Source organism: Streptomyces sp. NPDC086777 (genome assembly GCF_040702065.1).
GTDB lineage: Bacteria > Actinomycetota > Actinomycetes > Streptomycetales > Streptomycetaceae > Streptomyces.
This window is the reverse complement of sequence record NZ_JBFBJI010000003.1, coordinates 378,680-390,967: the sequence shown is the minus strand read 5'-3', so window position 1 is coordinate 390,967 and position 12,288 is coordinate 378,680. Positions and strand designations below refer to the sequence as shown.

10 protein-coding genes are annotated in these 12,288 nt (G+C 73.3%); 6 read left to right on the top strand and 4 right to left on the bottom strand.

Annotated features, from left to right (window positions below; genetic code table 11):
* Positions 1-53 precede the first annotated feature (53 nt).
* Complete coding sequence (locus AB0472_RS06695) at positions 54-944, bottom strand: SDR family oxidoreductase (protein WP_366353966.1); 891 nt, start codon at positions 942-944, stop codon at positions 54-56.
* A gap of 98 nt (positions 945-1,042) precedes the next feature.
* Between AB0472_RS06695 and AB0472_RS06690 the strand changes: the two genes are divergently transcribed.
* Positions 1,043-1,615, top strand: a complete 573-nt coding sequence (locus AB0472_RS06690) for a helix-turn-helix domain-containing protein (protein WP_366353964.1) — start codon at positions 1,043-1,045, stop codon at positions 1,613-1,615.
* Between the two features lie 232 nt (positions 1,616-1,847).
* On the top strand, positions 1,848-2,639 hold the full coding sequence (locus AB0472_RS06685) for a hypothetical protein (protein WP_366353962.1): 792 nt from the start codon (positions 1,848-1,850) through the stop codon (positions 2,637-2,639).
* A 125-nt stretch (positions 2,640-2,764) separates the two neighbouring features.
* Here the strand turns inward: AB0472_RS06685 and AB0472_RS06680 are convergent, their stop codons facing one another.
* Entirely contained in the window at positions 2,765-4,108 is a 1,344-nt protein-coding gene (locus AB0472_RS06680; RefSeq protein WP_366353960.1) for a tetratricopeptide repeat protein, read from the bottom strand.
* 576 nt (positions 4,109-4,684) lie between these two features.
* On the opposite strand from AB0472_RS06680, the gene AB0472_RS06675 reads away from it, so the two are divergent.
* On the top strand, positions 4,685-5,449 hold the full coding sequence (locus tag AB0472_RS06675) for an NPP1 family protein (protein ID WP_366353959.1): 765 nt from the start codon (positions 4,685-4,687) through the stop codon (positions 5,447-5,449).
* Between the two features lie 160 nt (positions 5,450-5,609).
* Positions 5,610-7,580 (top strand): Ig-like domain repeat protein, encoded by a 1,971-nt coding sequence (locus AB0472_RS06670; protein WP_366353957.1) that lies wholly within the window; start codon positions 5,610-5,612, stop codon positions 7,578-7,580.
* A 6-nt stretch (positions 7,581-7,586) separates the two neighbouring features.
* On the opposite strand, the gene AB0472_RS06665 is transcribed toward AB0472_RS06670, so the two are convergent.
* Positions 7,587-8,642, bottom strand: a complete 1,056-nt coding sequence (locus AB0472_RS06665; protein WP_366353955.1) for a hypothetical protein — start codon at positions 8,640-8,642, stop codon at positions 7,587-7,589.
* A 555-nt stretch (positions 8,643-9,197) separates the two neighbouring features.
* Entirely contained in the window at positions 9,198-10,319 is a 1,122-nt protein-coding gene (locus tag AB0472_RS06660) for a PP2C family protein-serine/threonine phosphatase (protein WP_366353953.1), read from the bottom strand.
* Positions 10,320-10,478: 159 nt separating this feature from the next.
* Here AB0472_RS06660 and AB0472_RS06655 point away from each other — a divergent pair, with 159 nt between their 5' ends.
* Together AB0472_RS06655 and AB0472_RS06650 are read left to right on the top strand one after the other, a co-directional pair.
* Positions 10,479-10,919: a hypothetical protein gene (locus AB0472_RS06655; RefSeq protein ID WP_366353951.1), complete on the top strand. Its 441-nt coding sequence runs from the start codon at positions 10,479-10,481 to the stop codon at positions 10,917-10,919.
* Positions 10,920-11,271: 352 nt separating this feature from the next.
* Positions 11,272-12,210: a hypothetical protein gene (locus AB0472_RS06650; RefSeq protein ID WP_366353949.1), complete on the top strand. Its 939-nt coding sequence runs from the start codon at positions 11,272-11,274 to the stop codon at positions 12,208-12,210.
* Positions 12,211-12,288 lie beyond the last annotated feature (78 nt).

Below are 12,288 nucleotides of genomic sequence, written 5' to 3'. Positions count from 1 at the left end.
GCCCCGATCGCCTCCCCGCCCCTCGCCCCCGCCCCCGCCCACTCGCCCCTCGCCTACTCGCCCTCGAAGTAGTGCCCCTCGTCGAGGTCCGCCAGCAGCCCCGCCTCCACCGGCCGCCACCCCAGCAGTTCCCGGGTCCGCCCGCTGCGCACCGGCACGTCCAGCGACACGAACGCCCCGAAGAACCCGAAGTGCTCGGCGCGCCGGTCCTCCGGCACGCTCTCCACCGGCACCCCCAGCCGCCGCCCGATCACCTCGGCGATCTCGCGTACCGCGACCCCTTCCTCGGCCGCCGCGTGCAGCTCGGCGCCCGCGGGCGCCTTCTCCAGCGCGAGCCGGTAGAGCCGGGCCAGGTCCAGCGTGTGCACGGCGGACCACTGGTTGGAGCCGTCCCCGGCGTAGCCGGAGACGCCGGTGGCCCGCGCGATCCGGATCAGCATCGGCAGGAACCCGCTCCGGTCCCGCGTACTGTGCACGACCGGCGGAATCCCGACGAGCACCGCGCGCACCCCTTGTCCGGCGAGCTCACCGAACAGCCGCCCCGTGGCGATCCGCGGATTGGAGCTGTACGCGGCGCCGAGGTGCTCGTTGCCGTCGCCGTGCCCCATGCCGATCCCCACGAGTGCCTTGCCGGTCCCGGCGAGCGCCTCGCCGAAGGCCTGCACCACGGCCAGGTCGGTGGCGGCCGCCCCGGCCATGTCCCCGGCGGCCATCGCCGTGTGGTCGAAGGCGAGATGGACGACCGCGTCGGCATCGGCCGCGGCCGCCCGCAGGCCGTCCGGATCCGCGAGGTCACCGCGGCGCACCTCGGCGCCCAGGGCCTTCACGGCCGACGCGGAGTTCTCGGACCGGGCGAGGCCGACGACCTCGTGCCCGGCGTTCAGCAGTTCGGGAATGACGGCGGAGGCGATATGACCGCTCGCGCCGGTGACGAAGACACGCATGACAGCACTCTCCCCAGGACGGAGGAACAGGTGATGTGACTCGGTACCGTCACCATACTCCGGTGACGGTACCGAGTCACATCACTTAGGCTGTCCCCATGGCCCGATGGGAACCGAACGCACGACTGCGCCTCGTGCAAGCCGCGATCGACCTGTTCGGCGAGCAGGGGTACGACAGCACGACCGTCGCCCAGATCGCCGAGCGGGCCGGGCTGACCAAGACGACGTTCTTCCGGCACTTCCCGGACAAGCGCGAGGTGCTGTTCGCGGGGCAGGAGGAGCACGGCCGTCTGCTCGCCGAGGGAGCCGCGGCGGCGCCGGACACGGCGACCCCGATGGAGGTGGTGGCCGCCGCCCTGGACGCCCTGGCCGGCTCCTTCACCCCGGAACAGCGTGCGTTCGGCCCGCGGCTGATGCAGGTCATCGGCAGCCACGGGGAGCTGCGCGAACGCGCCGCGTTCAAGAGCCTCAACCTCGCCACGACACTGGCCACGGCCCTGCACGACCGCGGCGTGCCCGACCCCACCGCGTCCCTCGCCGCCCACCTGGGCGCCCAGGCCTTCTCGGCCGCCTTCGCCCGCTGGATCACCCCGGCGAACGACCGCCCCCTCCCCGACCTGGCCCGCGCCACCCTGACCGAACTCCGCGAGGCGACCGCGGCCCTCACGTAGCGGCCCGCACGCGACGGCCGGGCCACCCGGGATTCCCGGCGGCCCGTCCGTCACCGGTCCCGGATCACCACACCCCAGGTCGCCCCGCCCCGGATCGCCACGCCCCGGGTCACCGCACGAGGCTCACCCGGACGGACCGGAGCGGTGGCGGGCCGGGGCGGGGGGTGGTGGCGTGGGAGCACGTGTTCCGCTGTTCCCGCGTCCTGGTCCTGGTCCTGGAGAGGCCCCCTGCATGAAAGCCATCGCCTCCGGTCTCGCCGTAGCCGGCCTCCTCGCCGTCTCCGCCTGCACCGCCGCCGAACCGCCGGAGGCGTCCGCCTCGGCCGCCAGTGCGACCACCGCCGAACGGGCCGCCCCGGCAGACCCCGCCGCCTCACCCGGTACGTCCGGCACGTCCGCCACACCGGCGCTCACCGTCGAGCAGGCGCAGGCCGCACTGATCGACGAGGGCGACCTCGGTGTGCCGTGGACCGCGACCGACGGCACCGCCACCTGGCACGACGGGCTGCTCAAGGCGGCCACTGGCCAGGCCGACTGCCAGCGCCTCCTGGAGTCCCTGTACACCGACGAACTGCTCGGCGCCCCGGCCGGACCGCGGGCCGCCACCGCGCTCGACGACGGCGACGACGCGGCCCAGCTCCGCTACCAGGTCGACGCGAGCCGCTCCACCGACGTCGAACGGACCCTGGCCTGGCTGCGGACCCTGCCGCGCACCTGCGGGCAGTTCACCGCGCAGACCACCGCGGCCGGGACCGAGGCCGTCCGGATCACCGACGCCGGGCTGCCGCACGACCTCGGCGACGCGCGCCAAGGGCTCCGGATGACCCTCACCGCGCAGCCCGACGCCGCCGCCGAGCCCACCACCCTCACCCTCGACGTCGCCGTCGTCCGCGTCGGTGAGGACGCGATCGTCCTCACCGCCGGCGCCCTGGGCACCCTCCCCGACGACACCACCCGGCAGGCCCTCGACATCGGCGTCCAGCGGCTCGCCCAGGTACGGGAGAAGGGCCGGGCCCAGGCCTAGCCGGCTCCGGGGCTCGTACGGGGTGCGAGGAACCGCGCGGCCGGCCCTCACCGGCCCGCGGCCAGCCCTCACCGGCCCGCGGCCGGACGTGCCGGCCGGGCCGCGCGCGACCGAACGGTTCCTTCCTACAGCGGCGGCTGTGCCGGTGCCGGGCCCAGGGTCGTGGTGCCCGGGGCCGTGCGGTGGCCGAGGCCGGTGCGGTAGGCGTCCAGGGCCGCCTCCACCCGGCCGGTGCGGCGCAGCAGGTCGCCGAGCAGGCGGCACAGGTCCGCCAGGTCGCCGGCCGCGCCCGCCCGCTCCAGCAGGCTCAGCGCCCGTACGTAGTGCTCCTCCGCCGCCTCCGTGTCCCGGGCGTCCTCGGCGATGATGCCGAGCAGCCGGTGCGCGGCCCCCGAGTGGACCGCGCCGCGCTCGGAGGAGAAGTCGCCGAGCACGTCGTGGAGGAGTTCGGCGGCCTCGTCCGACTTGCCCCGGCGGTGCAGGACGTCGGCCAGTTCGACCGCCGCCTGGCTGCGGTACAGGGCCGCACGGGTCTCCGACAGCATGGCGAGGGCCTCCCGCAACTCACCTTCCGCTCGCTCCAGTTCGCCGTTCTGTGCGTAGACGTAGCCGCGCATCCAGTGACAGTTGGCGAGTTCGGTGCGGAGCTGGAGCTGGCGGTACAGCTCGGCGGCCTTGGCCAGGGAGGCGTCGGCATCGGCGACCCGGCCCTCGGCGAGCAGGGTGCGGGCGACGGAGCGGTGCATCCGGGCGATCAGCGCGGGGTCGCCGGCCTGCGGGGCGAGGGCGAGGGCGAGTTCGGCGGCCTGGGCGGCACGGGCGTGGGCGCCCATGTCCATGTACGGGCCGATGGCGGAGGCGTAGAGCAGCAGGAGGGCGTCCGGGTCGTGCAGGCCGCTGCGGTTGAGCTCGTCGAGCGTGGACTCCAGGAGGTAGACGGCGTAACGGAGCTCGCCCGCCAGATAGTGGCTGACCGCCCGGCCGCGGATCGCCGGGACGCGCACCGGGAGCGGTTCGCCGGCCGTCCACAGCTCGGCCCGCTCGAAGAACTCCCGGGCCTGCCCCAGGTCACCGGTGTCCAGGGCGCATTCGCCCATCCCGAGCAGCGCGGTGGCCTGTTCGACCCCGAACCCGTGCGCCTCGGCCTCCGCGAAGAGGTCCGCGTACTGGGCGGCGGCCGCCTCGGCGTCGCCCGTGGCCAGGGTGCGCTGGGCCTCGGTGAGCCGCAGCCTCAGGTCGGTGGCGAGGTGGGCCGGACGCCCGCTGGCCAGCTCCTCGAAGCCGACGCCGAGCCGGCCCGCGATGTGCCGCAGCGCCTCGTCGGAGGCCCGGACCCGCCCGGCCTCCAGCGTGGAGATGTAGGCGGGCGTGTAGGCCGGTTCGGCCAACTGCCGCTGGGTCAGCCCCCGCTCGGTGCGCAGTTGCTGCACCCGCCGCCCTATGGTCTCCGGATCGTCCCGTTCGTGCATCTTGCCATTACCCCCAACTCCCCCTGTGCCTCTTGCCGTTGAGCTCTGCCTACCCCTAGGTTAAACCGCGAATTAAACGTGCTTAACCCGCCCCTGTTGTTGCGAGGTCGCCGTGCTCGGACGCACATTCGCACGCCCCACCGCACACCCCCGGTCCCGGATTCGCTCGATCGGGGGGACCCCCACCGCCCGCGGTGTCGCGGCCGCCGTGATCGCCGTGGCCGCGCTCATCACCGCGGCCAACGCCGGCCCGGCACGGGCGACGGACGGCACCCCCGTCCCCCCGACCGCGGCGACCGCCCGGCACTGAGCGCTCCGCCGGCCGCGCCGCCGCTCGGGGCGCGCCCCGTACCGCCGCCCCCCGAACTCCCCCGGCGGGGCCCTCCCCCGGTCCCGTCGGGGGTTCACCGACTGCGGGCGCATGGCGGCCAGTTCCGCGAAATGCCGCCCTCCGTTTTATAGAAAGCCCTTCCACCGAACGCTCCGCTCGGCACTCTTGGGCCTGCGCCCGGATGTCATGTCCGGGACGAAAGGACCGTACCAACGGCCCCCCGGACCGACCACCTGGAGCCCCCGATGCCCCGCACCGGAACCCGTCGCCTCGGCCGAGCCGCCGCCGTGGCGGGCAGCGCCGCCGCGCTCACCCTCACCCTCCCCTTCACCGCCTCGGCGGGCGTGCTCCAGAACCTCCCGGAGAACGCGACCACGTTCCAGAAGTTCTTCGAGCCGCTGTACGACTATGACACCGACAGCTGCTACCCGGCCGCCGCCATCGACCCCGACGGCAACCTCAACGGCGGCCTGAAGCCGACCGGTTCCGTCACCGGCAGCTGCCGCACCGGCCACCTCGACCACGCCAACACCTACTCGCGGGCCAAGTGCGACAACGGCTGGTGCGGGATCATCTACGCCAGCTACTTCGAGAAGGACGAGGCCTCCCCGGGCATCGGGCACCGCCACGACTGGGAGTGCATCGTCGTCTGGGTCGAGCAGGGCGCCGACCACCCGTCGTACCTGTCCGCCTCCCAGCACGGCGACTTCGAGACCGAGGCGGTCGCCGACGTGCCGATGAGCAGCCAGCGCGTGCAGGTCGTCTACCACAAGGACGGCCTGAGCACCCATGACTTCCGGTTCGCCAAGTGGGGCGAGACCCCGGAGAACGACGACGCCGCCTGGCACCAGGAGAACCTGCTGACCTGGGACAACATGGCGTCCAACCTCCGCGACATCCTGAACGCCTCCGACTGGGGCGACGCCAACTTCCCGCTCCAGGACGCCAAGTTCGACGACCACCTCAACAAGGCCAAGCCGAGCGCGATCATGTTCGACGCGTACGCCTGACGGGATCCGGCCCCCCCGCCCCCGAATCCCGGATGCCGGTTGTCAGTGGCATGACCTAGTCTTCCTCACATCCGCCACACGCGGCCCACAGCAAGCGCACACATCCGTGAGCCGCGTTCCGTGGCGTCCACTTCTTTCGATCCGGGGGGTTCGAATCAGCGTGCGTATCCGCACCGTCACGGCCGCCACCACCCTGGCGGTCCTCTTCAGCTCCGCGGCCCTGGCCGCCGCTCCGGCCTACGCCGACTCCAGCGCGCTCCTGCCGGTCAAGTCGCTCGGTGACATCGTCGTCGACGGCGCCCACCGGCAGGTCTTCATCAGCGACCCGACCAACGGCAAGATCGTCGTCACCGACTACTCGGGCAACGTGCTCAAGCAGCTGACGACCAACCTGTCGGGGGTCAGCGGCCTCGAACTGTCGGCCGACTCCGGAACGCTCTACGCGGCGGTGCAGGACCTGGACGCCATCGCCGTCGTCGACACCGCGACCGACACCGAGACCACCCGTTACACGGTCGGCGACAAGCCGCTGAGCGTCGCCCTCGCCGGCGGCAAGCTGTGGTTCGGCTACGGCGGTGCCGCGGCCGGCAACATCGGCTCGCTCGACCTGACCGGCGACCACACGGTCGCCCTCGGCCAGGACAACAGCTGGTACCAGGCGCCGGTCCTGGACGCGGCTCCCGGCTCCGGCACCCTGGTCGCGGGCGCGCCCGGCCAGAGCCCGGTCGAGCTGGCCTCCTACGACGTCTCGTCGGGCACCGCGACCAAGCTGGCGAGCACCCGCGACGCCGGCAGCAACCTCGGCGACCTCCAGGTCACCCCCGACGGCAAGGACGTCGTGGTGGCCAGCGGAGCACCCTACTACCACCAGGTGTTCAGGACCTCCGACCTCAACGAGGACGGCAAGTACACCAGCACCGCCTACCCGAACTCCGTGGCCGTCGCGCCCGACGGCACGGTCGCGGGTGGCAGCTTCGCCTGGTACGACCCGGACGTCTACATCTTCCACCCGGGCAGCAGCGAGGCCGTGCGCACGTACGACTTCCCCAACACGGGCACGTCCAGCGGCGCCGACACGCTCGCCGCCGGCGGCCTGAGCTGGGCGCCGGACGGCTCCCGGCTGTTCGCGGTGACGTACAACGACGCGAACGTGTACTCCCTGCGCGAGTACGACAGCCCGGGCCGGGCGGCCACCACCGTCACGGTGAACGCCCCGGCGTCGGCGACCCGCGGCAAGCAGCTGGAGGTCACCGGCACGCTCTCCTCGACGACCGCGCTGCCCGCCGGCACCCAGGTCACCGTCGTCCGCACCGACCTGGACTCCCCGGCCGGGAAGGCGCTGCCCGCCGTCACCGTCAAGGCCGACGGCACCTACTCCTTCACCGACACCCCGCCGGCCGGCGGCAAGGTGACGTACAAGGTCTCCTACGCGGGCGACGGCGAGCACACGGCCGCCTCCGCCAAGGACACCGTGGACGTCTCCCGTGCCAAGCCGACGCTGACGCTGAACAACAACGGCAAGGTGTACACGTACGGGAAGGACGTGAAGTTCACGGCCCATCTCGGCACCACGTACAAGAACCGCACGGTGGAGCTCTGGGCCGACCCGGCCGGTTCGGACAAGCCCAACAAGCTGGTGAAGTCCGGGAAGGTCGACTCGCACGGCAACCTGTCCGTGGTCGTCGACCTGAAGCGGGACACCAAGGTCACCGCCAAGTTCGCGGGCGACGCCCGCTGGCAGCCGCGGTCGGTGTCCAGCTGGTCGGGCGCGAAGGTCGGCATCTCCATGACGGTCAGCCGCCAGTACAAGTCGAAGAAGGCCTGGGGTCAGACCTACTACTACTTCCACAAGACCAAGAACCCGCTGTTCACGACCAAGATGCCGTACTACGGCGGCCGTGCCCAGCGGTTCGACTTCCAGGTCTACTACCAGGGCAGGTGGTACGCGGACACCTCGAAGTACTTCGCGCTGGCCACCAGCGGGGTCTCGCAGGTCGAGTTCGCCGGCAGCCACAAGGGAGACGTCGGCTGGCGCTTCCGCGTCCGCTCCGACTACATCGACGGGGCGTCCGGCGACACGGTCAACTCCACGACGTACGGCGCCTGGAAGTACTTCACGTTCACGAGCTGAACCCTGTCACTGGGTCTGCAGCTGCCGGAGATGCTGCTGGACGTGGTCCAGGGCACCCTCCCGACGGCCCGGCACCCTCAGTCTCAACTCCGCGAGCGCGGGCCCGAGTTCACGGGCCCGCGCCGCGTCCTTGATGGCGCCCCACTGGTGGTGGGCCCGGTCCACGGCCGCCTCGACGGCCGGTGCGTCGGCCGGCTGCCCGGCGCCCAGGCGGGCGGCGGCGACGGTCAGCCAGGTACGGCAGCTGCGCGCCGCGTCCCCCGCGAACATCGCGAGGTCGGCCCGTACCTCGGACCAGTGCAGGGCGTCCTCGGAGGCCGGCCCGTGCGCCCGGGCGGCCGCCTGCTCCCAGCGGGCGGCGAGCTCGTCCGCCTCCGCGTACCGCCCGTCCCGTACGGCCGCGCTGATGGCGTCGTGCGGATCCCCGGTGTCCGGGGTGTGCGTGCTGAGCAGGATGTCGGCGGCGACGTCCGCCCCCAGCCGCGCGAGCACCTGCCGGTGCAGCTCCGCCATCGCCGGCCGGTACCCGCTCCGCAGCACGGTCGCCACGGCCTTCATGTACGACGGTGCGGCGATCTCCCGCCGGGCGGGGGGCGGCGCGATCCGCCCGTGCACGGCGTTGTTGCGCCCGCAGTCGAACGGCACCGCGTGCAACTGCTCCCAGACCTCGTGGTCCGCGTGCAGATCGAGCACCAGCGTCGTGGCCCCGGGCGGGCGCAGCCGCAGCTCCTCCCGGACCCAGTGCCAGGGCAGGCCGGTGTAGCGGACGGTGGCGGCTGTGGTCCGGGCCAGCGCGAGGTGCGGCAGCCGCTGCCTGCGGTCCAGATGGAGCTGGCCCGTGACGAACACGGTGAGCGGGCCGGGGGCGGCCGCGGCGGCGCGCAGCCGGGTCAGCACGGCCTGCGGCTCCAGGGGGTCGGCGAGTTCGACGACGTTCGCGGTCTCCGTGCCGGAGAGTATCGCCGGGGGCACGGCCGCGAGCACGGGGAGCACGGAGGCCGCGTCCACCATGCGTGCTTTGCCTGTCGGCGAGGCCGCGATCAGCAGCACGGTTCCGGGCATCGGGCCCTCCCCCTTTGTCCCCTGTTTCACTTACGCCAGCACGGTAACCGCTGCGCCTGCAAACCGAGCACCACAGCCCACCTTCCCCCACCCAACCATCCCGCCCCCCACCCTCCCCCACTTCCCGCCCTTCCCACCGCCCCCACTTCCCGTCTTCTTCCCGCCCCGCCCCCACCTCCCGTCCTCTTTTTTCCCCCGCCACCACCCCGCTTCCCGCTCTTCCCCGCGGCCGCCCCCACGTCCCGTCCTCTCTCCGCCATCTTTTTCCGCCGCGACGGCGCTCAGCCACGACGGTGCTGCCCGGCGGTGCCGAACCTGCCGCAAGCCGCCGCCGGACCGCCGGACCGTCGCGGAGTGACCCACCGTCGCGGCTGGCCGCGCAGTTCCCCGCGCCCCTGACGGGGCGTGGCAGTCCCGCGCCCGAACGGTGCTGCCCGGCGGTGCCGAACCTGCCGCAAGCCGCCGCCGGACCGTCGCGAAGTGACCCACCGTCGCGGCTGGCCGCGCAGTTCCCCGCGCCCCTGACGGGGCGTGGCAGTCACGGCGTCGCCGTCTCTACGGGGGTGGGGTGCGGCGTACGGCGAAGATGGTGGTGTCGTCGGTGAGGTGGCCGTGGCTGTGCTGGAGGACGCCGGCGCGGATGTGGGCGACGAGGTGGGCGGGGTCGAGGACGGGGGCGCGGGCTGCGGCGTCGGGGAGGGAGTAGAAGGTGCCGTCGCCGTTTCTGGCCTCCGTGACGCCGTCCGTGGTGATGAGGAGGGTCTCGTCGGGGGCGACGGTGACGGTGAGGGTGGGGGGCGGCCCGGTCTCCGTGGTGAGGTCGGCCATGCCGAGGGGGAGTCCGTGGCCCGGGGGCAGGGGACGTGCCCCCGCCGGCCCCACCGCCAGCGGCGGCTCGTGGCCGAAGTTGACGAGTTCCACGACGTCCGGGGCGTCCGGCGGGAAGCCCAGCAGGACCGCCGTGGCGAAGCGGTCCCCGTCGTCCCGGCCCAGCGCCACCGTATGGCGCCGGTGCCGGATCATCCGGGTCTCCAGCCGGTCGGCCACCGTCGCCAGGTCGCGCTCGTGGTACGCCGCCTCGCGGAACGTCCCCAGCAGCGCGGCCGCCGTCTCCACCGCCCCCAGCCCCTTGCCCTGGACGTCCCCGACCAGCACCCGCGTGCCGTACAGCCCCGGCTGGATGTCGTAGAAGTCGCCGCCCACCCGGGCCTGGCTGTCCGCGGCGAGATACACCGCCGCGTGCTCCAGCCCGGCCCACTCCTGCGGCAGCGGTCGCAGCACGGTCCGCAGGGTGGTCTCGGCGATGTCCCGCATGTGGAGCATCCGCCGTTCGCCGTTCCTGCGGACCACGCAGGCGAGGACGGCCAGCAGCCCCGCGAAGGCGACCAGGATGAAGTCGGGCAGCCCGGCCCGGTACTCGTGGGGCCAGGCGCTGTCCACCGCGACGAAGTCGAGGACCGACAGCACCGCGAAGACCGCCGTCGTCCAGACCCCGCAGATCGCCGCCGCGATACCGGGGACCAGGACGATCCAGGAGACGATCCGGAACCGCTCGGTGGTGTTGAGGTCGACCGCCGTGATCCCGGCGAGCAGCAGGAGCGGCGCCATCCAGGCGACGCTGCGGCCCCTGGCCCACAGCAGCTCCTTGCGCCGCCGCAGTGCCTGGTGGTCGGTCACGAGAGTCAGGGAAACACGGGCGGGGACTCACCGCACGTCGTGGGCGGCGCCGTACGAAGCGCCGTACGGAGCGTCGTACGGGATGTACTGACCGACTTGCCAGGGGGTACGCGCAGGTGTGCTCTGGAGGGTGGGGGGCGAGGAGAGAGGAGCACGCTCATGGCTCAAGCGGCACCCACGTCCGGCGGTATGCCCCGGAGCGGTCGGACGCCCGACGTGTTCAGCACCCGGATGCACGCCAGGGCCCGGGTGGCCATACCTGTCGTGACCGGTCTGATCTACGGCTACTGGGCCGCGGCCAACCGGCGCATGGGCGGCCCCATCACCGGCTGGAACCTGCTGTTCGGCTTCCTGACCGCGCTCGTCTTCGCGGTGGTGCTGTTCGGCGTGCTGACCGTCGCCCCCCGGCTGCGCCGGGAACTGCACGCGGTGCTGTGGACGGCGTTCATGGGCACCGCCTTCGGCTTCCTGTACAGCCAGAGCGGCGAATCGATCCTCCGCTGCATCGCGATGTCGCTCGCGGTCGCGGCGGTGACGTTCATCGTGATGTTCTACCGGTTCTACACGCACGAGGACGCGGTCGGACACCGCATCCGGTAACCGCCCGCCCGGCGCGGCACCGCGAGGTGTGCGCGCGGTCCCCGGCCGTGGGCCCCGGCCCCCACGGCCGGGGCCCACGTGTTTCCCCTGTTTCCCCTCACCAGTCGCCGAGCCGCTCAGGGCGCTCGACGACGCTCCCCCACCAGGAAACACCCGTTCGGGTCAACCCTCCACCGGAGCGCGGCGCCCCAAGGGTTTCCGGGGCGACCGGCGCCGCCGTACCCCCGTTCGGCCCGACCTGCGCCCCGCGATGCCCCCGAATGCAGTCGCCCCGCTCGCCTGACCGGTCCTCAGGGGCTTGCCTGGAAGCGTGCCCTCAGTGCCCTCAGTGCCCCCGGGGTCCCTACGGACCGTGCCGCCCTCAGGTCTCCGGCGCGCCCTGTCGGCCCTGCTGATCGTGCTGGGCTGCCTGCTGCTGCCGTTCGGCGCGCTCGCGGCCTGGGCGGCGTACGGGCTGGCGGACACCGGACAGTACGTCAGCACGATGGCACCGCTGGCCGACGACCCGGATGTCCGGGACGCGGTCGCGGCCACCGTCGGCGACGGCATCATGCGCGAGGTGGACGTCGGCCGGCCGATGCGGGGCACGGTGGCGCCGTTCGTACGCGAGGCGGTCCGGTCCTTCACCCAGACGGAGGCGTTCCGGCTGGCCTGGGACGCCGGCAACCGGGCCACCCACGACGCCGTGCTGCGCGCGCTGCAGGACGAGCGCGAGGAGCCCGTCACCGTCGACCTCGCGCCGGTCACCGCCCAGGTCAAAAACCGGCTCACCCAGGACCATGTGCCGCTCGCGGCCCGTATCCCGGTCCAGCACACGGCCGTCGCGGTACTCCCGGCGACGGAACTGGACCGGCTCCGGAAGGGGTTCCACGTGCTCGAGGTCGCCGGCTTCTGGCTGCCCGTCGCGGCCGTCGTCTTCGCGGTCGGCGGCATCGCCCTCGCCGTCCGCCGCCGCCGTGCCGTCACGGCGACCGCGCTGGGCACGGCCCTGGGCGGCGCCCTGCTCGGCCTCGCCCTCGTCATCGGGCGCCGGCTCACCCTCGCCGACCTGCCGCCGGACGTCTCGCACCCGGCCGCGGCCGCGGTCTACGACGCCCTGACGTCCACCCTGCGCACGGTCGCCTGGCTGCTGCTGGCCCTCGGCCTGACCGTGGCCGCGCTGGCCTGGATCGGCGGACGCCTGCGCCGGTCCGGGCCCGAGGAGCGGCGGCAGCAGGCCGCCGGCACCGCCGATTCCGCGTCCCTCAGGGCCGATTCACAGTCTCCCGACCAGAACATGCCCGTCATGTGACCGGCTGCTCCTCCGGGAGTCGTCGGGCGGGCGCCCCGGCCGACCACCGTGGCGGGGCGACGGCCACCGGTACGGAAC